20 protein-coding genes are annotated in these 23140 nt (G+C 64.1%); 15 read left to right on the forward strand and 5 right to left on the reverse strand.

The features are described 5' to 3' along the window. Together mtnK and C2U70_RS29225 are read left to right on the forward strand one after the other, a co-directional pair. The coding region (gene mtnK, locus C2U70_RS29220) for an S-methyl-5-thioribose kinase (RefSeq protein WP_140982096.1) at positions 1–1013 on the forward strand (1013 nt) is incomplete at its 5' end. A 75-nt stretch (positions 1014–1088) separates the two neighbouring features. Further along, entirely contained in the window at positions 1089–2672 is a 1584-nt protein-coding gene (locus C2U70_RS29225; RefSeq protein WP_140982097.1) for a GMC family oxidoreductase, read from the forward strand. Between the two features lie 8 nt (positions 2673–2680). On the opposite strand, the gene C2U70_RS29230 is transcribed toward C2U70_RS29225, so the two are convergent. From C2U70_RS29230 to C2U70_RS29245, 4 genes are all read right to left on the reverse strand, one after another. Next, positions 2681–3709 carry an ABC transporter permease gene (locus tag C2U70_RS29230; RefSeq protein ID WP_140982098.1) on the reverse strand — a complete coding sequence of 343 codons (1029 nt, stop codon included), beginning with the start codon at positions 3707–3709 and terminating at the stop codon, positions 2681–2683. Positions 3710–3721: 12 nt separating this feature from the next. Beyond that, the gene (locus C2U70_RS29235) at positions 3722–5224 is read right to left on the reverse strand and encodes a sugar ABC transporter ATP-binding protein (protein ID WP_140982099.1); all 1503 of its coding nucleotides are present in this window, start codon (positions 5222–5224) and stop codon (positions 3722–3724) included. A 5-nt stretch (positions 5225–5229) separates the two neighbouring features. Continuing rightward, entirely contained in the window at positions 5230–6252 is a 1023-nt protein-coding gene (locus C2U70_RS29240; protein WP_140982100.1) for a sugar ABC transporter substrate-binding protein, read from the reverse strand. 143 nt (positions 6253–6395) lie between these two features. Further along, positions 6396–6800 (reverse strand): globin, encoded by a 405-nt coding sequence (locus tag C2U70_RS29245; RefSeq protein ID WP_140982115.1) that lies wholly within the window; start codon positions 6798–6800, stop codon positions 6396–6398. 501 nt (positions 6801–7301) lie between these two features. Between C2U70_RS29245 and C2U70_RS29250 the strand changes: the two genes are divergently transcribed. From C2U70_RS29250 to C2U70_RS29290, 9 genes are all read left to right on the forward strand, one after another. Continuing rightward, a complete protein-coding gene (locus C2U70_RS29250) occupies positions 7302–7667 on the forward strand; it encodes a DUF2946 family protein (RefSeq protein ID WP_186294549.1) in 366 nt (121 codons plus the stop codon). An 84-nt stretch (positions 7668–7751) separates the two neighbouring features. Continuing rightward, entirely contained in the window at positions 7752–10211 is a 2460-nt protein-coding gene (locus tag C2U70_RS29255; RefSeq protein ID WP_140982102.1) for a TonB-dependent receptor, read from the forward strand. A 29-nt stretch (positions 10212–10240) separates the two neighbouring features. After that, positions 10241–10771, forward strand: a complete 531-nt coding sequence (locus C2U70_RS29260; protein ID WP_140982103.1) for a copper chaperone PCu(A)C — start codon at positions 10241–10243, stop codon at positions 10769–10771. An 8-nt stretch (positions 10772–10779) separates the two neighbouring features. After that, complete coding sequence (locus C2U70_RS29265) at positions 10780–11316, forward strand: YcnI family copper-binding membrane protein (RefSeq protein ID WP_140982104.1); 537 nt, start codon at positions 10780–10782, stop codon at positions 11314–11316. Between the two features lie 4 nt (positions 11317–11320). Further along, a complete protein-coding gene (locus C2U70_RS29270; protein ID WP_140982105.1) occupies positions 11321–12886 on the forward strand; it encodes a copper resistance CopC/CopD family protein in 1566 nt (521 codons plus the stop codon). A gap of 144 nt (positions 12887–13030) precedes the next feature. Beyond that, complete coding sequence (gene proS, locus C2U70_RS29275) at positions 13031–14350, forward strand: proline--tRNA ligase (RefSeq protein ID WP_140982106.1); 1320 nt, start codon at positions 13031–13033, stop codon at positions 14348–14350. Positions 14351–14422: 72 nt separating this feature from the next. After that, positions 14423–15703 (forward strand): lipoprotein-releasing ABC transporter permease subunit, encoded by a 1281-nt coding sequence (locus C2U70_RS29280; protein WP_140982107.1) that lies wholly within the window; start codon positions 14423–14425, stop codon positions 15701–15703. Positions 15704–15707: 4 nt separating this feature from the next. Beyond that, positions 15708–16409 carry an ABC transporter ATP-binding protein gene (locus C2U70_RS29285; RefSeq protein ID WP_433960719.1) on the forward strand — a complete coding sequence of 234 codons (702 nt, stop codon included), beginning with the start codon at positions 15708–15710 and terminating at the stop codon, positions 16407–16409. A gap of 290 nt (positions 16410–16699) precedes the next feature. Next, positions 16700–18664, forward strand: coding sequence for an alpha amylase C-terminal domain-containing protein (locus C2U70_RS29290; protein ID WP_140982109.1), 1965 nt, complete (start codon positions 16700–16702; stop codon positions 18662–18664). A gap of 90 nt (positions 18665–18754) precedes the next feature. Here C2U70_RS29290 and C2U70_RS29295 read toward each other — a convergent pair whose 3' ends face one another. Beyond that, on the reverse strand, positions 18755–19834 hold the full coding sequence (locus C2U70_RS29295) for an alcohol dehydrogenase catalytic domain-containing protein (RefSeq protein ID WP_140982110.1): 1080 nt from the start codon (positions 19832–19834) through the stop codon (positions 18755–18757). Between the two features lie 106 nt (positions 19835–19940). Between C2U70_RS29295 and C2U70_RS29300 the strand changes: the two genes are divergently transcribed. The 4 genes from C2U70_RS29300 to C2U70_RS29315 form a co-directional block, all read left to right on the forward strand. After that, the gene (locus C2U70_RS29300; RefSeq protein ID WP_140982111.1) at positions 19941–20714 is read left to right on the forward strand and encodes a helix-turn-helix transcriptional regulator; all 774 of its coding nucleotides are present in this window, start codon (positions 19941–19943) and stop codon (positions 20712–20714) included. 184 nt (positions 20715–20898) lie between these two features. Further along, positions 20899–21267, forward strand: coding sequence for a hypothetical protein (locus C2U70_RS29305; protein ID WP_140982112.1), 369 nt, complete (start codon positions 20899–20901; stop codon positions 21265–21267). 99 nt (positions 21268–21366) lie between these two features. After that, positions 21367–21759, forward strand: coding sequence for a FixH family protein (locus tag C2U70_RS29310; protein ID WP_140982113.1), 393 nt, complete (start codon positions 21367–21369; stop codon positions 21757–21759). 82 nt (positions 21760–21841) lie between these two features. After that, a partial coding sequence (locus tag C2U70_RS29315) for an efflux RND transporter periplasmic adaptor subunit (protein ID WP_140982114.1) occupies positions 21842–23140 on the forward strand: 1299 nt, incomplete at its 3' end.

The raw sequence follows: 23140 nt of genomic DNA on the forward strand, positions 1-23140 counted from the left end.
ATCAGGCCGAGCTCGCGCCCGGCCTCGTCCCGGCGCTGCTGCATCACAACGATGCGCTGGCGCTGACGGCGATGGAGCTGCTCGAGCCCCACATCATCATGCGCAAGGGGCTGGTCGCCGGCGTCAAATATCCGCGTTTCGTCGAGGATATCTCGACCTTCATGGCGCGAACGCTGTTCTTCACGTCAGATCTGGCGCTGACGGCCGCCGGCAAGAAGGAAGGCATTGCGGCGTTCGCCGGCAATCACGCGCTGTGCAAGATTACCGAGGATCTGATCTTCACCGATCCCTACCGCATCGCCGAGCAGAACCGCTGGACCGCGCCTTACCTCGACGCCACGGCGGCGAGCCTGCGCGATGACATGGACCTCCACGTCGCGATTTCGAGGCTCAAGCTCAAATTCATGGCGAGCCCGGAAGCTCTGATCCATGGCGATCTCCATACCGGCTCGATCATGGTGACTGAAACAGAGACGCGGGTGATCGATCCCGAATTCGCCTTCTATGGCCCGATGGGTTTTGACGTCGGCGCCGTCATTGCCAATCTCCTGATGGCCTATTTTGCTTCCGCCGGCCATGAGCGCGCCCCCGGTGAGCGACAAGGATTCGAGGGCTGGGTGCTCGAAACCGTCGAAAAAGTGTGGAGCGAGTTTTCGCAAAAATTCCTGGCCCTGTGGCGCGCGGGCGCTGTCGGCGACGGCTATCCGGCCTCGCTGTTTGCCGGCGACGAGGGCGCCGCACGGCTGGAGGCCGAGCGGCAGGCCTATATGCAGCGGCTGTTCGCCGACACGGTCGGCTTTGCCGCCGCAAAGATCATCCGCCGCATCTTTGGCCTCGCGCACAATATCGATTTCGAGCTGATCGAGGATCCGCAGAAGCGTGCGGTCAGTGAGGCACGCGCGGTGCGCCTGGCGCGCAGCATGATGGTGGAGGCGGGCGCATTCCCGTCGATCACCGATGTCACCAGCGCTGCGAAGAAATTGCGCGACTGGCAGCCGGAATTCGCCAAATAATGCGCGGATACGGCTCTGGCCTGACAGCGGCGACCCATGCTTTGATGCGCCGTCAAATCATCGGGATGCAAGCACATGTATGACGTCATTGTCGTCGGCGGCGGTTCCGCCGGCGCCGCGGTTGCCGCAAGGCTTTCGGAAGTCGGAAGCCAGCGCGTGCTGCTGCTGGAGGCCGGCCTCGACTGGCGCGCCGCCGACGCGCCGTGGGAGATCACCACGGCCAACCCGATCCCGATCATTCACCAGCGTGAGTTTCAGGAGAAGTGGCAGTGGCCCAACCTGAATGCGCGCCGCATCGCCGGGCAGGAGCAGCGCTTCTACTGGCGCGGCAAGGGGCTCGGCGGCTCCTCGATGATGAATGGCCAGATCGCGATCCGCGGCGTCGCGGACGCGTTCGACGAATGGGCCGCGATGGGCTGCACCGGCTGGTCGGCTGAGCAAGTGATGCCGCTGTTCTCCGTCATTGAGGACGATTTTGAGTTCGGCGACAAACCCGGCCACGGCCGCGGTGGTCCGCTCCCGGTCTACCGCGCGCCGCCGGACACATGGGGACCAATCGATCGCGGCTTGCGCGATGCTGCGCTGGCGTCGGGCTATGCCTGGTGCGAGGACCTCAACGGTCCCGATGGCGAGGGCGTGGCCTGCTATCCCATCAACAGCCGCTATTTGCGCCGCATCTCCACCAATGAAGGCTATCTGGAGCCTATCCGCGATCGCGCTAATCTGGAGATCCGCGGCTTTGCCCTGGTCGATCGCCTCGTGATGAGGGACGGAAGGGCGACCGGCGTCGTCGTGCATTTTGACGGTCAGGGCACGCAAGAGATCAGCGCGCGCGAGATCGTGCTGTGCGCCGGTGCGATCCACAGCCCGGCGATCCTTATGCGCTCCGGCATCGGTCCCGGCGATGAACTGAAGGCCATGAACATCGCGGTTGAACGCGACCTGCCGGTCGGCAAGCATTACTTCGACCATCCGCTGTTCCGCGCCACGATCAAGCTGCGGGAGGAATTCCGCCCGACCGATCGCGATACGCGCCACACAAACTGCTGTGTCACTTATTCGTCGGGCCTTGCCGGCGGCGGCAAGCGCGACATGATCCTGATCTCTTTCAACCATCGCGGCATCGGCAACCCCGGCGCGATCGGTGCCGGCCTCTACAACGCCTATTCGCGCGGCACCTTGAAGCTCGCCTCGACCGATCCGTCCGTCGATCCCATCGTGGAGGAGAACATGCTCGCCGATCCCCGCGACATGCTGCGCATGGTCGATGCCGTGAAGCGGCTCGCCGTCATCACCATGCAGCCGGCGCTCGCCGGCATCGCCGACTGGATTCGCCTGACCGACACCGACATGACGCTGCCGCAGGCGGCCGCGCTGCCGACCTCCGAGCTCGAAGCCGTGCTGCGCCGTGACACCGGCGACATCCAGCACGCCGCCGGCTCCTGCCGCATGACCGGCTTCAACGACAGCAATGGCGTGGTCAATCCTGATGGTACCGTGAAGGGTATCGCAGGCCTTCGTGTCGCCGACGCCTCGATCATGCCGGCGGATTGCCGCGCCAACACCCATTTCACCACGGTCGTGATTGGCGAGGCCATCGCGCGCATGATGCTGCGCAGGAATGAGGCCGCGACGCCTGCCGCTGCGCTGGCAGAGTAGGCGGCAGCCTAGTCGGCCGTCTGCTCCCGCAACCGCTGCGCATAGACGTTGATCACGAGCGCGGCGAGCAGGATCAGGCCGCGGATCAATATCTTCAGGAAACTATCGATATTGACGTGGTCGAGGCCGTTATTGAGCACACCGAGAACAAAAAGCCCGACGATGGTGTTGCCGATGCCGCCGCGGCCGCCGAACAGGCTGGTGCCGCCGACCACGACCGCGGCGATGGAGTCCAGCAAATAGGTGTCGAACTCGTTCTGCTGCGCGCTGCCGAAATGGGCGACGCCCAGCATGCCGCCGATCCCGGAGCACACCGCCGAGATAACCATGACCGCGCCGAGGATCAGCTTGACGTTGAGGCCGGAATATTCGGCCGCCTCGCGATTTCCCCCGACCATGTAGACGTAACGGCCGAACCGCGTGTAGGTCAGCACGAGATGGCCGGCGAGCAGCATGATGGCCGCGACGATGACGATCCAGGGGATGCCGCCGATCGAGCCGGAGCCGAGCGTCGAGATCAGGCTGGGAACCTTATAAGCGATCTGTCCGCGCACCAGCAGCGCCGAGATGCCGGCCGCGATCTGCATCATCGCCAAGGTCATGATGAAGGAGGGGATGCCGATCACGGTCAGCCCCAGCGCGTTGACGAGGCCGAGCAGCGCACAGAGCAGGATCGCCAGGAGAATCGCGACAGCGCCGGGCATCGGCACATTGGCGATGTTGACGTAGGATTCCTGCAGCGTGAAGTAGGCGACCGCGATGCCGGTGACGTTGGCGATGCTGGCGATCGAGAGATCGATCTCCGCGCACAGGATCACGAAGGTGAGGCCTACGGCGATGATGCCGGTGACCGACACTTGCGTGAGGATGTTGCCGAGATTGTCCAGCGTCGCGAAGGAGGGGCTGGCGAAGGCGAAGAACAGGCTCAGGAAGATCAGGGTCAGGAAGGGTGCGATGTTGCGCATCTGCGAGCGCAGGAACGGGCCGATGCCGCGCGGCTTGCGATCCGCAGCCAAAGCCGTCTCACTGCTCGCCATTGTGCTTCTCCGTCACGCCGCCTCCAAAAGGCGGTCTTTGCTGACCGGTTCGTTCTTGAATTCGCGCACCAGGGTGCCGCGCTTGAGCACGAGGATGCGGTCGGCCAGCGACAGCACCGTCTCCGGCTCCGTGGACAGCACGATGATGGCAAGTCCCTTGGCGCGGAGATCGCGCACGATGTTGATGACGTCGTTCTTGGCGCCGACATCCATGCCGCGCGTCGGCTCGCAGAGCACGAGCAGCTTTGGCGGATAGGTCAGCCATCGCGCCAGCGCGACCTTCTGCTGATTGCCGCCGGAGAGCATGCCGAGGTCGAGGCCGACCACGGGTGGCCTTATCTGCAATTGCTCGACCTGGCGCTGGGCAATTTCGCGCTCGCGCGCCGGTTTGAGCAGCAGGGCAGAGATACGGTCCAGTATGCTGATCGAGACGTTCTTGTAGACCGGCTCCTGGTGGAACAGCATCGCGCGCCGGCTTTCGGGCACCAGCGCCACGCCTGCGCGCCGCGCCGCCGCCGTGCTGGCAAAAGTCTTGGGAGCGCCGTCCACGATGAGGGTGCCGCCGTCCGGCTTCAATTTGCCGAAGAGGATGCGGGACAATTCTTGCTGGCCGCAGCCCATGAAGCCGTAGACACCGAGCACCTCGCCGGCGCGGGCTTCGAACGAGATGTCCCGCAGGCTGCGGGCGAGCGAGAGTTGGTCGACCTTCAACACGACCGGGCCGTCGCTCGGCTTCGGCAGGCTGAGGTCGTCGGTGTAGCTATGTTCGAGCGCCTCGCCGCCGCGACCGATCATGGCCTCGATCAGCGCGCCCTTGGTGGTGGCTGATGACGCGGTCTCCGCGACCTTGCGGCCGTTACGGAACACGGTAACGGTGTCGGAGACGCGCAGAATGTCCTCGATGAAATGCGAGATGAAGACGATGCCGGTGCCTTCATTGCGCAGCCGCCGCAGCGTGGTGAAGAGCCGCTCGACCTCGGGCGGGGAGAGGGCGGAGGTCGGCTCGTCCAGGATGACGATGCGCGCGCCGGAGAACAGCACGCGGGCGATCTCGATGAGCTGCTGCAGCCCGATCGGGAGGTCGCCGAGCCGCGACATCGGGTCGACGTCGATGCCGAACCGGGCGAGCTGCTCGCCGGCCTCGCGTGCCATGCGCCGCCATTGCACGATGCCGAGCCGGTTGGTCGGCTGGTTGCCTAGGAACACGTTCTCGGCGACCGTCAGGTCGGGTGCGACGCTGAGTTCCTGATGCACCATGGCGATCCCGGCGGCATGGGCATCGCGGGCGGACCGAAATCGCGTTTCCTGGCCGTTGACCAGGAAGCGGCCGGAGAAGTCCGTATGCACGCCGGCGATGATCTTCATCAGCGTGCTTTTTCCGGCACCGTTCTCACCGACGAGACCGTGGATCTCGCCGGGAAGAAGCGCAAAGTCGACACCACGAAGCGCTTCGACGCCGCCGAAGCTCTTCGTGATGCCCTGCAGTTCAAGGATCGGGGAACGTCCCTCAGGCATGGAGATCAGATCAGGAAGTGATCTTCCATCCATTGCATGCCGGGGGCGTTCTCCTTGGTCACGACCGGGCCGTCCGTCACCACGCTCTTCGGAATGCCCTGGCCGCTCTTCTCGCCGCCGACGACGGCGGACACGCCGGCGATGACGGCGCCGCCATGGATACGGCAGGACGGGTTGCGCACGGTTGCGAACATCCGGCCCTCCCGGACGGCCTGGATCGCCGGTGGCATGGCGTCGACGCCGCCGATCAGGATGTTGGTGCGGTTGCGCGCCTTCATGATGTTGGCGGCGGCGAGCGCCATGTCGTCATTGTGGAAGAACGCCGCGTCGATCTGCGGATACTTCGTCAGGTAGGTTTCCCAGAGACGGGCAGCCTTGGAGACGTCCCAATCGGCCGGCTGGGTGTCGAGCACCTCGATACCAGGGAATTGCTTCACCACGTTGTTGAAGCCCTTGGCACGACCTTGTGCGCCGGTGTGGCCGAGTGCGCCCTGCGTCATGATGATCTTGCCCTTGCCGCCCATCGCGTTGCACAGCGCCTGCGTCACGGATGCGCCCATGAACTCGTTGTCGGGAGCGAGGAAGGAGTGGACGTTGATCTGGTCGAGCGGCGCGATCAGGGTGTCCATGTCGATCACGGGTGTGCCGGCGTCGATCATTTTTTGCACCGGCTGGGTGAGGGTGCCGATGCCGAAGGCCTGGATCGCGACAAAGTCCCACTTCTGCGAGGCCATGTTGTCGATCGCGGCGCGCTGCTTCACCGCATCGAGCTGGCCGTCGAACCAGGTGACTTCGACGTTGAACAGCTTGCCCCAGAACTCCGCGGCCTGTTTGCCTTGCGCACACCAGGTGGCCTGAAGGCCGGCATTGGAGAATGCCGCCTTCAGCGGCTTCTCGGATCGTCCGACTTCGGCGGCCAGCGCGGGGTTTATCCCCATGCTGCCGAGGATCGCCGTGGCGGCGCCGGCGGCCGCTGCCGCCTGAAGAAGATCGCGCCTGGTCTTCGAGAAATCATTCGTCCCGGACATCGCTCGCTCCCATGAATTTATCATTAGCAGCGTCTTTGACTGCGCTACCAAGGAGGCAGTGTCTCACAATCGAAGGGTTCACGCCACCCGTCACGCAATCGCGTGAAAAACTGACGCAGCCGTCGTTGGTGCAATGCGAAGCATCACATGGAAACGTCAGCAAACGCGGCGATGTCGATAAGCAAGTTTTGCCACGCATCATTGATGGTCGGCGACCATTCGTCCGCGAGTACCTCACGTAGCGTATCGCGGATGATGCGGAAGAAGTCGATGAAGAGATCGCGTGGCGTGCCGTAAGCGTCGTGCGACGAGACTTCGCAGGTGATCATGCGAAAGTATCCGCCGCGTGCACCTGCGAAATCGATGATGGCTTCGATCGTCATCGCCAGCATCGATCCCCTCACGAGGTCGCCGCCATCCCGGCGAAACATGGTCTCGGCTTCGGGGCGCTCACGAAACAGCCGCCGATAGACAAGGGGCGTCAGATCCTCGCAGCGCTCGGCGGCGAGTTTAAAACTTCGCTCGATCGGATTGGTTGAGGCATTCATCTGTGTGGCGCCGGCGCGGCACAAACACGCGTTGCTTGAGACAAAAAAAGAGCGGGGCCCTAGCCCCGCTCAAAAATTGTGTCGACCCTATTATCCCCGATATCTGAAGATTTGCTCTTGATTGACGGGGCGACGCTGCGTTTTGCGCGCCAGGGGCTCCTCCCGAGACTTGGACCACCAGACTTCGACCTCGCGGCCAGCCTGAGCAGATGAATGCTAGATGAACTTTTCTCTCTTGTCATCAATTTCAGCAACGATTGTTCAAAATTCGAGCAATCGACGCAATGATCGTAATGTTATTTCGACAAGATGTTGAAATATAACAACTATTATGTGATTTGGTCGGCTGTCAGGGCAGGCCAAAATGCTCGTTTGGGCCCCAGCGCGACGCAGGGAACACAGTCTCCGACAAATTTGTCGTGGGCCAAGCTGACGGGCGAAGTCGTCTCGACTCGGACCCTGCGCGGTGTTTAGTTGGTAGGCGAACGAATGGTTCGGCAAATGCGCGCTCGGCTGCAAAAATTCCTGCCTATCGTCCTGATCGCGCTTGCGATGCAGGTGCTGGCGCCGATTGCCGCGTGCTGGGCGACCAGCGCGGCCTTGGCCGATCCGCTCCAGAACGCGGTCATCTGCCACAGCGGCGATTCGGCGGGCTCGGGTCTTGCTGATCAGGCGGGCGCACACGCCGGGGCCTGCGCGATGTGCTGCCTGGCGCAGGCGAGCGCCTCGCTCGATTCGCCGCAGCCGACATTCTCCGCACCCGTCCGCCACGCCGCGCGCGTGGTGTGGCACGATGTGACTGATAGCGTTGTCACGTCCCATGGCGGCTCCAACGCGCAGGCGCGCGCGCCACCACAGTTTTCCTGACGACCCTCGTAGTCGCAGCGGTCCGTCCGCAGGCGATTGATGCAGTCGAAAGACCGGCTCTCGTGCCGATGTCAGGGAATTCCCATGTTACGCCTTCATGCCCGCTGTGGCGTGAGTGCCGTCGCCATCCAGGCGGCGTTGCTCGCGTCGACGAGCGGGGTCTTCGCTCAAAGCAGCGAGAGAGAGCTGCCTGCGGTCAGCGTCAATGCCCCGCGGGAGGCACGCAAGCCCGCCCAGCGCACCACCAGCGCCAAGCCGCGCGCGACGAGGCCGGTGTCCTCCGACCGGCCGGCCACCGTTGTCGTCGCCAATCCGGTCGGCGGGGAGACGCGCACCTCGCTCGCCACGCCGTCTGCGGTGGCGCGCTACCAGCTTCCGCAGCAGTCCTTCAGCATCACCGCCAAGGAGGTTGACGAGACCATCAACTTCAAGGATGCCGAGGACGCTGTCAAATACATGCCGAGCCTGTTCGTGCGGAAACGCAACGACGGCGACAACCAGGCGGTCCTGGCGACGCGAAGCTGGGGTCTGAACTCCAGCGCGCGCACGCTGGTCTATTATGACGATCTCCTGATTTCGGCGCTGATCGGCAACAACAACACCAGCGCCTCGCCGCGGTGGAACCTGATCTCGCCGGAGGCGATCGGACGCGTCGACTTTCTCAACGGTCCGTTTGCCGCGGCCTATCCGGGCAACTCGATCGGTGGGGTCCTGCTGATCTCATCGAAGATGCCGGACAAGCCGTTTGCGACAGCCAAGGAGACGGTCTCGGTGATGCCGTGGAGCCAGTACGGCACCAAGAACACCTATGTAACGAGCCAGACGAGTGCGGCCGCGGGCAACCGCGATGGCAGGCTGTCATGGCTGGTCAGCGCCAACTATCTCGACAGTTTCCAGCAGCCGCTGACCTACACCACGAGCGCGGGCATTCCGGCGGGGACCACCGGCGCGTTCCCCGCGCTCAACAAGCAGGGCGTGGCCGCAAACGTGGTGGGGACGGGCATCCTCGCACATTCGCAGCAGACCTCGGGCAACCTCCGCTTCGCCTACGACGTGTCGCCGCTGGTGCAGGCGACATATTCCTTCGGTGTCTGGAACAACCATCAGCTCTCTGATCCGCAGACCTATCTGAAATCGACCGCGACGGGCGCGCCGACGTTCGCCGGCATTGCCGGCTTTGCCACCGCCAAATATGTGCTGGACCAGACCCATGTCAGCAACGCGGTGGCGCTGAAGAGCGATACCAAGGGCGTGTTCGATTTCGACCTGTCGGCGTCGAGCTACAATTATCTGAGCGACATCCAGACCAACCCCTTCACCGTCGGCGCCGGCGCCAGTTACTCGCTGAACGGCAAGGTGACGCGGATGGACGGCACGAACTGGCAGAACGTCGACGGCAAGGGTATCTGGCGTCCGGACGGCACCAATGGCGCGCACGAAGTCAGCTTTGGCCTGCACGGCGATCGCTACCGGCTCGAGAACCCGGTCTATGCGTCCACCGTCTGGTATTCGACCGGCGACAAGGGCAACGGCACGCTGTATTCGCAAGGCACCGGCGAGACACGAACCGGTGCGCTGTGGCTGCAGGACGCCTGGAAGATCGCGCCCAACCTGAAGCTGACGCTCGGCGGCCGGCTCGAGACCTGGCGTGCATTCGACGGCTTCAATCTGAACTCGATCCAGAACGGGATCGGCGTCATCACGTCGTCTGCGTCGACCGACCAGCCGACTCTCTCGTCGACCAACTTCTCGCCGAAGGCGTCGCTGACCTACGATCCGAACAGGGAGTGGCGGATCACGGCCAGCTTTGGTGAGGCCTACCGCTATCCGACGGTGACCGAGCTCTACCAGAATATCACGGCCGCGGGCGTTGCGACGTTCGGCAATCCGTTCCTGTCGCCCGAGCACGACTATACGGGCGAGTTGAACATCGAACGGCGGTGGAACGATGGTCGCGTCCGGCTGACGCTGTTCCGCGAGCGCACCAACAACGCGATCATCTCGCAGACCAACCTCGTCACGACCGGCAATACGCAGACGCCGACCACCGTCATCAGCAACGTCGATGCCATCCGCATGCAGGGCATCGAGCTATCCGCTGATAAGGACAACGTGCTGGTCGATGGCCTGCAACTGTTCGGCAGCGTCACCTATGTCGATTCCCGCATCCTGGCGGATGCCAGCTGGGCGGGGCTTCATCCGCTGACGGGCTTGCCGACGACGGTCGTCGGCAAGCGGGTGCCTTATGTGCCGGACTGGCGCGCCAAATTCGGCGTGACCTATCGTCCCAACGACAGTTGGGCCTATACGGTCGCGGCCCGCTACAGCGGCAAGCAGTATTCGACTCTCGACAACACCGATATCATCCCGCACGTCTACGGGGCCTTCGATAACTTTTTCGTTGTGGACTTGAAGATCCACTACAACGCGACGAAGAATTTCTCGTTCGATTTCGGTATCGATAATCTCTTCAACGAGCAGTACTTCCTGTTCCATCCCTTCCCGGGCCGAACGTTCGTACTCGCGGCGAAATACACGTTCTGACCAATCGCAAAGACAAGAAGGAGCCTTTCATGAAAACTCTGTTGGCCGGACTTGCCGGCTTCGTCCTGTTCGCCGCCGCGTTCGCAGCGCCCGCGACCGCCCAGGAAATCAAGGCCGGCGATCTCGTGATCACGCAGGCCTGGAGCCGCGCCACGCCCGGCGGCGCCAAGATCGGCGGCGCGTATCTCACGATCGAGAACAAGGGGACCACACCGGACAAGCTCGTCGGCGGCTCCGCCGACATTGCCGGCAAGGTCGAGGTCCATGAGATGGCGGTCACCGACGGCGTGATGAAGATGCGTGCGCTCGATAAGGGGCTCGCCATCGAGCCGGGCAAGACCGTGAAGCTCGCGCCGGGCGGCTACCACCTGATGCTGTTCGAGCTGAAGAGCCCGCTCAAGCAGGGCGACAAGGTGCCGGTGACACTGCAATTCGAGAAGGCGGGCAAGGTGCAGGTCTCGCTCGACATCCAGGGCGTCGGCGCGCAGGCTCCGGGCGGCGCCGCCGACAAGGGCGGCCAGATGAAGAAGATGCACGACCATTCCGGGATGAAGATGTGAGGGTAACCATGCGAACGATATTGGCTTGCGGCGCAATCGCCGCTGCAGTGCTGACGAATTCATCGGCCGGCGCGCATGTCTATCTCGAAGGCAAGCAGGCGAGCGTCGGCGCGTCCTACAAGGCGGTGTTCGCCGTGCCGCATGGTTGCTCGGGCTCGCCGACCGTCAAGATCCGAGTGCAGGTGCCGGAGGGCGTGATCTCCGTCAAGCCGATGCCGAAGGCTGGATGGACGGTCGACGTCGTCGAGGGCAAATACGCCAGCGAGTACGAGTATCACGGCAGCAAGATCTCCTCTGGCGCCAAGGAGGTGGTGTGGTCGGGCGGCAAGCTCGCGGATCACAATTACGATGAGTTCGTCATGAACACCTACGTCACCGACAGTCTGAAGCCGAACACGACGCTATATTTCCCGGTGGTGCAGGAATGCGAGAAGGGCGTCAGCCGCTGGATCGATATTCCGGCGGCCGGAGCCAGTGGCGGTGGCGGCCATTCGCATGACAGCAAGACGCCGGCGCCCGGCGTGAAGCTGATAGCGAAGCCGTGACAGCATGCGGTTGATTGCTGGCCTTGCCGCGCTGCTCCTGGCGTTATGCATGGTCACGTCGGCCGATGCCCATGCGGTGCTCGTCGGTTCGGAGCCAAGCGACGGCAGCGTGCAGGCCGAGGCGCCAAAGATGGTGGTGCTCCGCTTCAACGAAGCGGTGACGCCGACCGCGGTCAGCCTGCTCGATGCCGCGGGCAAACCGCGTGACGTGGTGATCCGCGCCGTCGATCAATCCGTCCTGGTGACGATGCCTCCTGATCTGCCGCAGGGGACGCAGGCGATAAGCTATCGCGTGGTCTCGGAGGATGGCCATCCCGTCATCGGCTCGCTGCTGTTCTCGATCGGCGCCGTCACCGGCACGGTGGCGCCTTCGGGTGGCGGCGTGGTCCATGTCCTGATCTGGCTGGCTCGGGTCGGCGTCTATTTCGGGATGTTCGCGGGCGTCGGCGGCGTGTTCTTCGCGGCATGGATCGGCCACGGGCCGGCCGGGGAGCGGCTGATCATGCGCGCGCTTGCGATCGGCTTGGCATGCGCGATCGTGTCGCTCGGGTTGCAGGGGATTGACCTCCTGAGCCTGCCACTCTGGCGGCTCGCGACCTCCGCGCCATGGGCTGCTGCCTTCGCCACCAGCCTGTTTCCCGCCTCGCTGGCCGCCATGGCTGCGATGCTGATCGCTCGCGTCGCCTGGCGCAGCCCGTCGTTCGGCGCCGCCTTGCGCCGAACCGCGTTCGCGATGATCTGTGTCGGATTGTCGTTCTCGCTGAGCGGTCATGCCGCGACGGCCTCGCCGCAATGGCTGACAAGGACGGCGCTGTTCATCCACGGTATTGGTCTTGCCTATTGGATGGGGGCGCTTGCACCGCTGGCGGTGATGGCGTGGCTCCGGAGCGAACCGCTGCTGCGCGTGCTCCGGCGCTTTTCGCTGCTAGCGATCCCGGTCGTCGCATTGATCGCGCTGTCCGGATTGGCGCTCGCAGTCGTCCAACTCGAGAGATTCGGCGCACTGGTCGATACCGGCTACGGGAAGATTCTCGTCGCGAAGCTCGTGCTGGTGCTGCTGTTGCTTTCGTTCGCCGCCCTGAACCGATGGGTCTTCACGCCGACCATCGCGCGCGAGTTCCACAGGACCCGCCCGTTGCAGCGATCGATCGCGGTCGAATTCGTGCTCATGATCGCCATCCTCGGGCTGGTATCGCTCTGGCGCTTCACAACTCCGCCGCGCGCGCTGGCGATGTCGGCGAAGGTGCCGCTGGCTATTCACATCCACACCGACGCCGCGATGTTCCAGGTGCTGGTCTGGCCGGGCCAGGTCGGTCAAAACGACTTTACGCTGCAGCTCATGAACGGCGATGCCAGTCCGCTTGGTGCCAAGGAGGCGACGCTGTTGCTGAGCCTGCCGGAGCGCGGCATCGCGCCGATCGAGCGCGGCGCCGTGCTCGAAGCGGATGGCTATTGGCATGTGCGCAATATGCCGCTGCCGCACCCGGGTCGTTGGCATCTGCAGATCGACGCGCTGGTGACCGACTTTCAGAAGGTCACGCTGGAGGATGACCTCGAGGTGCCGCCGTAACGGCCTCAACCGGCGTCTCAAGTCGACGGAAAAATGACAAGGAATTTCGTTACCTTAGCGGCATTTCCTCAGTCCGTGTCTTGTGCTATCGCCGCTAATCCGGTTTCACTGCATCCCCTCACTGATTCTTGCCGAGTTTGGCCCATGCGATTGTCGCGGTTTTTTCTCCCGATCCTGAAGGAAAATCCGAAAGAGGCGGAGATTGTCTCGCATCGCCTGATGCTGCGCGCCGGCATGATGCGGCAGGAGGCGGCCGGTATCTATGCCTGGCTGCCGCTGGGCTTCCGGGTGCTGAAGAAGATCGAGCAGATCGTGCGCGAGGAGCAGGACCGTTCCGGCGCGCTGGAGCTCTTGATGCCGACCTTGCAGCTCGCCGACCTCTGGCGCGAGAGCGGCCGCTACGATGCCTACGGTCCGGAGATGCTGCGCATTGCCGACCGTCACAAGCGCGAGCTGCTGTACGGGCCGACCAACGAGGAAATGATCACGGAGATCTTCCGCGCCTACGTCAAGTCCTACAAGAACCTGCCGCTCAATCTCTATCATATCCAATGGAAATTCCGCGACGAGCAGCGCCCGCGTTTCGGCGTGATGCGCGGCCGCGAATTCCTGATGAAGGACGCATACTCCTTCGACCTCAACGAGGCCGCCGCGCGGCTCGCCTACAACAAGATGTTCGTCGCCTATTTGCGCACCTTTGCGCGGATGGGGCTGAAGGCGATCCCGATGCGCGCCGAGACCGGCCCGATCGGCGGCGATCTCAGCCACGAGTTCATCGTGCTCGCCGAGACCGGCGAATCCGGCGTGTTCATCAATCGCGACGTGCTGGACCTGCCGGTGCCGGGCGAGGACGTCGATTACAACGGCGACCTCACGCCGATCATCAAGCAGTGGACGACACTCTACGCCGCGACCGAAGACGTGCACGATGGCGCGCGCTTCGAGGCGGAGGTGCCCGCGGACAAGCGGCTCAACACCCGCGGCATCGAGGTCGGCCAGATCTTCTATTTCGGAACGAAGTATTCGGAGCCGATGAAGGCCATGGTGGCAGGGCCCGATGGTGTCGATGTGCCGATCCATGGCGGCTCCTACGGCGTCGGCGTCTCGCGCCTGGCAGGCGCCATCATCGAGGCCTGCCATGACGATGCCGGCATCAAATGGCCGGAGGCGGTGGCGCCGTTCCGCGTCGTGATCCTCAACCTCAAGCAGGGCGACGCCGCGGTCGACGGCGCCTGCGAGAAGCTCTATGCCGAACTGTCAGCCAAGGGCGTCGACGTGCTCTATGACGACACCGACCAGCGTGCCGGCGCAAAATTCGCCGCGGCCGATCTGATCGGCATTCCCTGGCAGATCATGATCGGCCCGAAGGGGCTCGCCGACGGCAAGGTCGAGATCAAGCGGCGCGCGGACGGGTCGCGCGAGACGATGTCGCCGGCGGACGCGGTCGCGCGGCTGGTGGGCTGAATATTATCCACTGCGCGCTTAAGGGGCAGGCAATCCGGCCACAATTGACCCCGAATCATGGGATTATCAGCAATGGATGAGACCATGACCGACGCAAAGCCCACCGCGCCCTTCGCGCCCTTCGAATGGATGTTGTCGGCGCGCTATCTGCGGGCGCGCCGCAAGGAAGGATTCATCTCCGTCATCGCCGGGTTCTCGTTTCTCGGCATCATGCTCGGCGTCGCCACGCTGATCATCGTCATGGCCGTCATGAACGGCTTCCGCAAGGAGCTGCTCGACAAGATCCTCGGCCTCAACGGCCATATCCTGGTGCAGCCGCTGGAATCGCCGCTGACGGACTGGAAGGACGTCGCCGAGCGCATCAGCCAGGCCCAGGGCATTCGCCTGGCCGCGCCCGTCGTCGACGGCCAGGCGCTGGCCTCGTCCTATTTCAACGCCTCGGGCGTTCTGGTGCGCGGCATGCGCGCCGACGACCTGAACAACCTCACGTCAGTTGCCAAGAACATCAAGCAGGGCACGCTGGAGGGCTTTGACGACGGGCAGGGGGTCGCGATCGGCCGCCGGCTCGCCGACCAGCTCTCCGTGCATGCCGGTGACAGCATCACGCTGGTGGCGCCGAAGGGCGCGGTGACGCCGATGGGCATCACGCCGCGCATCAAGCCCTACAAGGTCACGGCCGTATTCGAGATCGGCATGTCCGAATACGACGCCGGCTTCGTCTTCATGCCGATCGCCGAGGCGCAGGCCTATTTCAACCGCAACAACGACGTGACAGCGATCGAGATCTTCACCACCAATCCTGACCGTATCGACCAGTTTCGCAAAGTTGTGACGGAGGCCGCCGGACGCCCCGTCTTCCTGGTCGATTGGCGCCAGCGCAACTCGACCTTCTTCAACGCGCTGCAGGTGGAGCGGAACGTGATGTTCCTGATCCTGACCCTGATCGTGCTGGTCGCGGCGCTCAACATCGTCTCCGGCCTGATCATGCTGGTGAAGGACAAGGGCAGCGACATCGCGATCCTCAGGACCATGGGCGCCTCGCAGGGCGCGATCATGCGCATCTTCCTGATCACGGGTGCCTCGATCGGCGTCGTCGGCACGCTGGTCGGCTTCTTCGTCGGGCTGATGATCTGCCTCAACATCGAATCCATCCGGCAGTTCCTGTCCTGGCTCACCGCGACCGAACTGTTCGATCCGACGCTCTATTTCCTCTCAAAGCTGCCCGCCGAGATCGACGTCGGCGAGACCACGGCGGTCGTCATCATGGCGCTGACACTGTCGTTCCTTGCGACGCTCTACCCGTCGTGGCGCGCCGCGCGCCTCGATCCGGTCGAAGCGCTGCGGTACGAGTGAGGGGCTGATGGAGCAGGGGGCAGAAGATGTACCGGTCATTTATCTCCACGAGATAAAGCGGCAGTACATGCAGGGCGAGGTGCCCTTGACCATCCTCGACGGCGCCAAGCTCGCGCTGTGGCCGGGACAGTCGGTGGCGCTGGTGGCGCCGTCGGGCTCGGGCAAGTCGACGCTGCTGCACATCGCGGGTCTCCTGGAGACGCCCGATGCCGGCGAGGTTTATGTCGCCGGCAATCCGACCTCGCAACTGCCCGACATCGAGCGCACCCAGATCCGGCGCACCGAGATCGGATTCGTCTACCAGTCGCACCGGCTGCTGCCGGAATTCACCGCGCTCGAGAACGTCATGATGCCGCAGATGATCCGCGGCCTGAAGCGGTCCGAGAGCGTCAAGCGCGCCAAGGAGATCCTGTCCTATCTCGGACTCGGCGACCGCATCACCCACCGCCCGGCCGAGCTGTCGGGCGGCGAGCAGCAGCGCGTGGCGATCGCGCGCGCGGTGGCGAACGCGCCGCGGGTGCTGTTTGCGGACGAGCCGACCGGCAACCTCGACCCCGTCACCGCCGATCACGTCTTCCAGGCCCTGATGCAGCTCGTGAAGGCGACCCAGGTCTCGATGCTGATCGCGACCCACAACATGGAGCTCGCCGGCCGCATGGACCGCCGGGTCTCGCTGGCCAACGGCCAGGTCGTCGAGCTGGAATAGGGCTTCCTGCAAAAACGGTGAAAAACAACCCCATGCACAGTAGCCGGCGAGGTCCGCCGGCTCCCTGCTGTTTTTGCGAATTTCGCTTGACCCGTCGGGCAAATCAGGGGTATATTGCCAGCATCGGACAATCCCGCCGATTGCCTTCGTCGGCAATCCGATTACGGCAATGGCTTGCAGTTCTCCGCCAAAGTGCGCAGATTTCAACTTGCAAGTGTGAGCACGGTGCAACACATTTGGTTACTCCCATGGAGTGACCAAGCGTGACATCACGTTCTGCGGATATCCCGATGGGTGCTACCGTAAGAGACGGTGGAACGCATTTCCGCGTTTGGGCACCTGTCGCCGAAGCGGTTCACGTGGCGCTCGTTGATCCCACAGCCGCGCCACCCAATGCCTGGCGGGCAGACGCAACGAACATGCTTGCGCGGGATGCCAGTGGTTTCTGGTCGGGCTTCTTTGCCGGTGTAGGGCATGGCTGGGAGTACCGGTACTGGACGAAGGGACCGTCAGGAGAGGGATACAAGCGCGATCCTCGGGCCGTCGAGCTCGAATTGGAAAACTATCCCGATTGCAACTGCAGGATCGTAAAGCCGCGGGATTATCCCTGGCATGACGAGGATTTTGTTGCGCCTCGTTTCAACGATCTGATCATCTACCAATTCCACATCGGCGTATTCTATGCCGAGCGCGACGGCGTCGACATCCGCGCCAATCGCGTCAGCAAGTTCCTCGACGTCGTTGATCGCATCGAACATCTCGCTTTGCTCGGGGTCAACGCGATACAACCGCTTCCGGTCGCGGAGTGGCAAGGCGAGACCAGTCGGGGCTACAACAACACGGATTTCTTCTCGCCGGAGATGGACTATTGCGTGCCACCAGCGAACCTTGGCGCGTATCTGTCCCGGATCAACGCCATGTTGGGCGCGAAAGGAAAGCCGCCGCTAAGCATCGAGGAGTTGTGGGATCAGCGCGACCAGCTCAAGGCCATGGTCGATCTCTGCCACCTCTACGGTCTCGCCGTCATCGGCGACGTCGTTTACAACCATGCCGGCGGTCCCCTCGACCCCCAGAGCATGCGGTTTTTCGACCGTCCCTGGAATCACGAATGGTGGGACCCGGACAGCTATTTCGTCGCGGGAGAAGGATGGGCCGGCGGCAGAATTTTCGACTACGCGACGGACGAAGTCCGCGCCTTTCTCATCGACAACGCGATCATGTACCTTGACGATTTCCACTTCGATGGCTTGCGCTATGACGAGGTCACGGTCATCGCGAAGAACGGTGGGCAGCGGTTCTGCCGCGACATCACGTCGACGCTGCGATACCGCCGGCCGGCCGCCGTGCAGATTGCCGAATACTGGGACTGGGACAGGGCGCTGCCAGTCCAGGAGAACGGTCTCGGGTTCGACGCGGCCTGGAACGATGGTCTGCGTGGTGCGATCCGTTCGGTCCTCGGCAGCGCCGCACAGGGGGCTTCGGCGTCGCTAAATCTCGATCCGGTACGGGACGCCCTCCGTCTTCCGCCGGGCTATCCGGCGATGTGGAAGGCCGTCGTGCATCTGGAAAATCACGACATCGTGGACGCCGATCGCGACGACCCGAGTCAGATTCAGCTCCGAATTCCTGCGCTTGCCGGCGGCACGGACCGGCGCAACTGGTACGCCAGAAGCCGCTCGCGCGTCGCCTCCACGCTGTTGCTGACGGCGCCCGGCATTCCCATGCTTTTCATGGGACAGGAGTTCATGGAAGACAAGCCGTGGCACAACAATCCCGCTCGGAGCGATCTGCTGATCTATTGGGACGGTCTCAAGACGGATCCCAACATGCGCGACTTTCTGCGCTTCATGCAGGAGCTTGGTTGGCTTCGAAGGTCTCATCCAGCTTTGCGATCCGAAGGATGCAATCCGTTTTACGTCCATAACCAGGATCGGGTCATCGCCGTCCAGCGCTGGGTCGAGGGAATGGACCGCGACGTCGTGGTCGTCGCGTCATTCAACGAGACGACGCATTACGGCTATCGGCTCCCGTGTCCGGTCGGAGGGCGCTGGTTCGAAGTCTTCAACAGCGAGGCCTATGACAACATGCCGGCGGGAGGAGGTTACAACACAAATGCCGCCGGCAACCCCGGCGGCATTGTGTCCGACGGCCCTTCTTTTCGCGATCAGCCGAATTCCGCGATGATCGATATCCCGGCCAATGGCGCCCTCGTTTTCGCGCGGGATCGCGGCGACGCGATCCACCGGCCGATATGATTGGTGGAAGGTCGCCACCGACGCCAGTCGATCGAGCCAAGGATCGAGCCAAGGATCGAGCCAAGGCAGGTCGCTCCATGTGGCCTCCAGCTACGGCCGGATCACCGTCATGTTGAACGGACCGGCATTGGCGGCCGCGTAGGCGACGGCGTCGTTGGCGTGGTCGAGATCGAAAGCCTTCGTCTTGTAGTGATCGAGGCGCAGCAATCCGGCGCGCACCATTGCGATCAGACGGACCGCGGCATCCGGCGGGTACATCCAGACGCCGTGGATGGTGATGCATTCACGCATGATCCAGTTGTAGGGCAGCTCCAGCCCGGCGCCGCCGAGCATGTTGACGCCGCCCATCAGCACCACGCGTCCATAGGGCCGCACCGTCATGATCGCGGCGCGCACCACCGTCGTGCTGACTGAAGGCGGCATGATGTCGAGCACGCAGTCGATCGGGCCGGGCGCGGCGCGCATCATGCTGTCGCGATCCTCGGCTTCATGGCCGGAGAGCTTGACCGGCCTGACGCGCTCGCCGTAGCGACGCACGAGTTCGGCGAGCATGGCCTCGTTGCGGCCCGGCGCCACGACGCAGGCCGCGCCCATCGCCAGCGCCACGGCCACTGCGGCGCTGCCGAAGTTGCCGGTGGCGCCGCTGACCAGGACAGTCTCGCCGGGCTGGAGTTTTGCGGCCAGGAAGCCGCCATAAGGCACGAGCATGGTGCCGAGTGCGCACCATTGCGTGGCCTCGGCGTCCGTGATGTTGCCGAGCCGCTTCACGTTCTCGGTCGGCACCCTGATCTGCTCGGCGAACGAGCCGTGATGAAAATACTTCTGCAGGCGCATGCCGCCTTCGCCGCGCGCGCTCACACCCTGGAGCGTGATGTCGGGCGCGACAGCGTCGTCGCGCGAACGCACGGTTGGATCGCACAGCACCCAGTCGCCGACGGCAAGCTTCGTTGCGTCCGGTCCGATCGCGCGCACGCGGCCGATGCAGCCCGCGCCGGGAATCACCGGCAGCGCGAGCGCGTATTTGCGTTCGCCGCTCAACACCTCGTTCGTATAGGACAGCACGCGGGTCGAAACGATATCGACGATCACCTCGCCGGTGCCGAGCACGGGGGCGGGGACGTCCTCGATGACGAGCGGGGTTCCGAAGGATTTCAGTACGGCAGCTTTCATGGGGGCACCTCATTGCGGGTGACGTGCATATGCGCCGGCCTTGCGGGCCCAGGAAGGCCTGGTATTATCCTAGTATTCCCTAGACCCTCTCTCGCGAGGTGAACCCATGGCCGATCCGCGCCGCGTCGAATTCGGCGACTTCCTGCGCTCCCGCCGCGAGAAGCTGACGCCAAAACTCGTCGGCCTTCCGGCCGGCCGGAGGCGGCGCACCGCAGGCCTGCGGCGCGAGGAGGTCGCGCAGCTCGCCGGCATCGGCGTCGACTGGTACATCCGCCTCGAGCAGGGCCGCACCGTCAGCCCCTCCGTCACCACGATCGACGCGCTCGCCCGCGCGCTGCGGCTTTCCAGGACCGAGCACGCGCATCTGAAGGCCCTGGCGCGCGACGGCGATGGACGCACATTCACCCGCGAGATCGTGCCGCCGCCGATCCTGCGCCTGATCGAGAGCTTGCCGAATCCGGCCTACATCACCGGACGGCGCTGGGACGTGCTGGCCTGGAACGTCGCCGCCGAGAAGGTGTTTGCGTTCGGTCGCTTGCCGGAGGAGGATCGCAACACGATGCTGCTGATGATGACCAACAAGCAGACGCGCAAGGCTTACGGTGCCGGCTGGGCCGACGTCGCCAAGCGCATGGTCGCAATGTTCCGCGCCACCCACGACGTCTGGGCCGGCGATCCCGCCTTTGCCGAACTGCTGACGCGGCTGCGCGCGGGTAGCCCCGAGTTCGTCAAATGGTGGGAAGCCCACGAGATCCGCAGCACCGCCTCGGGCCTCAAGACCATGTCGCATCCGACCCTGGGCGTGCTGCATTTCGAGCACACGAGCTTTCAGGCCAACGACGATCCGGCGCTGAAGCTGGTGATCTACACGCCGGTGTAGGGGCGAAATCCAGCATCTCGCCATCTTGCGAAATATACCCCTAGGGGGTATATGGACGGAACCGGTTCACGGCGTGCTAACCGTCGGGAACGGTCACGGATGCGTGACCTGGATCAAGGACAGCATCGGCCGGCATCATATGGTATTGTTGCCGCGTTGCGGCCTGACGAGGTGACTACTCACGATGCGGTTCGTCCGTACCATCCTGGCCTTCGCGATCGCCGTCTCGCTGGCGGTGCTGCCGCTCGGCGCGTCCAGCGCCGGCTACGCGATGCCGTCGGATGACATGCAGACCAGCATGCACATGGCCGACCACGGCGACATGGCGATGGCCGATTGTTGTCCGGACGAGATGCAGGGAACCACTTCCAACAGCACCGGCGACAAGTGCCGCATGGGCTTCTGCTGCATCGGTGGAATCCTCGTGCTTGGTGACGTGAGCCCGCTCGCATTCGGGCTTCTCACGCTCACTGCAAGCAAGATCGTAATCCCCGCGGACCAGGTCCTCCTGCATCGCGGCGGCAGTCCGCCTTTCCGACCTCCTCGAGTCTGATCTCGCAAAGCCCGACGCGCGCGGCACGCCTGCCCGCGACGACGACTGACGTGCGCGCAGGTCGCGCCACGGCCGAGATCAATTCATGAGGACAGAACCATGCTTTCCAAATTCACCACCGCGGCGCTCGCCGCCACCCTTTCGCTTGCCGCGTCAGCCGCCATGGCGGGTGCCGGCGACTACGCCTTCGAGCCTGTCAATCCGGAGATGAAGAAGGGCGACGACGTCACGCTCACGGTACGTCTGACCAACAAGCAGACCGGCAAGCCGGTGGCGGACGCGGTGATCTTCAAGACCCGCGTCGACATGGCGCCCGACGGAATGGCGGAGATGGTGTCGGACGTCGCGCCGCTGCCGTCGAAGGAGCCGGGCGTCTACGCCTTCAAGACCGACCTGCCGATGGCCGGCCGTTATCAGGTCACGCTGTCCGCGAAGGTGCAGGGCGAGGCCGAAACCGTGACCGGCAAGGTGATCGTCAAGGCGACGAAGTGAACCTTCGGGCGTCGCCAGCCGGCGCCCGAACTCCTCTTTCCCATTCACATGGACGCGCGCTCCGGGCGCGCGGGTAGACACCATGAATACGCAGCGTCTTCTGACGGCACTCGCACTCACGGGCGGCCTCGCCCTCGGTGCCTCCTGGTATGCGACCGGCGAGCGCTGGTCCGTTCATGCCGAGGCGACCACCGCCGCGGGCGCGGATCGAACGCCGCTCTACTATCGCGATCCGGGCGGGGCACCGCTCTGGTCGGCGGTCCCGAAGACGGACGATCGCGGGCGGGACTACCTTCCGGTCTATGACGACGACAAGGCCTTCGCCGATCCGGTCAAGCCGAAGCCGCAGGCGGATGCGTCGCGCAAGATCCTCTACTACCGCAATCCCATGGGCCTGCCAGACACCTCGCCGGTGCCGAAGAAGGACCCGATGGGGATGGACTATGTCCCCGTCTACGACGGCGACGATACCGACGACGGCACGGTCAAGCTTTCGCCCGGCAAGATCCAGCGCACGGGCGTGAAGTCGGAGCCGGTTAAGCGCCGCCCGGTCCGCGTCTCGGTCAAGGCGCCGGGCACGATCCAGCTCGACGAACGGCGGATATCGGTTATCGCGATGCGGGCCGAAAGCTTCGTCCAGAAGGTCGCCGACGTCACCACCGGCACGCGCGTCAAGGCCGGCCAGCCGCTGATGCAGATCTACAGTGCGGCCGTGGCCTCCGCCGCCGCCGAGTATCTCTCGACGATCACCTCCAAGACCACGGCCGGCGTCGAAGCCTACGGCCGCGGCTCCCGGCAACGGCTGGTCAATCTCGACGTCCCCGAACAGGTCATCGCCGAGATGGAGAAGTCCCACGTTGCGCCCGTGACCGTGCAGTGGTCGGCGCCGCGCGACGGCATCGTGCTCGAGCGCAACGCCATCGAAGGCATGCGCGCCAACCCTGGCGACGTGCTGTTCCGGATCGCCGATATCTCGGTGGTGTGGGCGTTGGTGGACGTCGCAGAGCGCGAGCTCGGCAACATCTCGGTCGGCCAGCCGGTGACGATCCGGGCGCGAAGTTTCCCGGGCCGGACCTTCTCCGGAACGATCGCGGTGGTCTATCCCCAGGTGAACCGGGACACAAGGACCGCCCGCGTCCGGATCGAATTGACCAATCCGGACTTCGCGCTGCTGCCCGACATGTATGTCGATGCCGCGATCGACACCGCGGATTCCGCGCCTGTGCTGGCCGTGCCCGACAGCTCCGTGCTCGATACGGGCAGCCGGCAGGCCGTGCTTGTCGACAAGGGGGAAGGGCGCTTCGAGCCGCGTGAAGTGAAGCTCGGCCGTCGCGGCGGTGGTTACATCGAGGTGCGGAACGGCCTCGCCATCGGCGAGGCC

Source organism: Bradyrhizobium guangdongense (assembly GCF_006483445.1).
Taxonomy (GTDB): Bacteria; Pseudomonadota; Alphaproteobacteria; order Rhizobiales; family Xanthobacteraceae; genus Bradyrhizobium; species Bradyrhizobium guangdongense_A.

Excerpts from the sequence above, each read along its gene's own strand:
- C2U70_RS29230 (WP_140982098.1), bottom strand. The coding sequence starts at position 3,709 with ATGGCGAGCAGTGAGACGGCTTTGGCTGCGGATCGCAAGCCGCGCGGC.
- C2U70_RS29260 (WP_140982103.1), top strand. The coding sequence starts at position 10,241 with ATGAAAACTCTGTTGGCCGGACTTGCCGGCTTCGTCCTGTTCGCCGCC.
- proS (WP_140982106.1), top strand. The coding sequence starts at position 13,031 with ATGCGATTGTCGCGGTTTTTTCTCCCGATCCTGAAGGAAAATCCGAAA.
- C2U70_RS29255 (WP_140982102.1), top strand. The coding sequence starts at position 7,752 with ATGTTACGCCTTCATGCCCGCTGTGGCGTGAGTGCCGTCGCCATCCAG.
- C2U70_RS29300 (WP_140982111.1), top strand. The coding sequence starts at position 19,941 with ATGGCCGATCCGCGCCGCGTCGAATTCGGCGACTTCCTGCGCTCCCGC.
- C2U70_RS29270 (WP_140982105.1), top strand. The coding sequence starts at position 11,321 with ATGCGGTTGATTGCTGGCCTTGCCGCGCTGCTCCTGGCGTTATGCATG.
- C2U70_RS29265 (WP_140982104.1), top strand. The coding sequence starts at position 10,780 with ATGCGAACGATATTGGCTTGCGGCGCAATCGCCGCTGCAGTGCTGACG.
- C2U70_RS29240 (WP_140982100.1), bottom strand. The coding sequence starts at position 6,252 with ATGTCCGGGACGAATGATTTCTCGAAGACCAGGCGCGATCTTCTTCAG.
- C2U70_RS29310 (WP_140982113.1), top strand. The coding sequence starts at position 21,367 with ATGCTTTCCAAATTCACCACCGCGGCGCTCGCCGCCACCCTTTCGCTT.
- C2U70_RS29235 (WP_140982099.1), bottom strand. The coding sequence starts at position 5,224 with ATGCCTGAGGGACGTTCCCCGATCCTTGAACTGCAGGGCATCACGAAG.
- C2U70_RS29290 (WP_140982109.1), top strand. The coding sequence starts at position 16,700 with ATGGGTGCTACCGTAAGAGACGGTGGAACGCATTTCCGCGTTTGGGCA.
- C2U70_RS29295 (WP_140982110.1), bottom strand. The coding sequence starts at position 19,834 with ATGAAAGCTGCCGTACTGAAATCCTTCGGAACCCCGCTCGTCATCGAG.
- C2U70_RS29305 (WP_140982112.1), top strand. The coding sequence starts at position 20,899 with ATGCGGTTCGTCCGTACCATCCTGGCCTTCGCGATCGCCGTCTCGCTG.
- C2U70_RS29245 (WP_140982115.1), bottom strand. The coding sequence starts at position 6,800 with ATGAATGCCTCAACCAATCCGATCGAGCGAAGTTTTAAACTCGCCGCC.
- C2U70_RS29250 (WP_186294549.1), top strand. The coding sequence starts at position 7,302 with ATGCGCGCTCGGCTGCAAAAATTCCTGCCTATCGTCCTGATCGCGCTT.
- C2U70_RS29280 (WP_140982107.1), top strand. The coding sequence starts at position 14,423 with ATGGATGAGACCATGACCGACGCAAAGCCCACCGCGCCCTTCGCGCCC.
- C2U70_RS29225 (WP_140982097.1), top strand. The coding sequence starts at position 1,089 with ATGTATGACGTCATTGTCGTCGGCGGCGGTTCCGCCGGCGCCGCGGTT.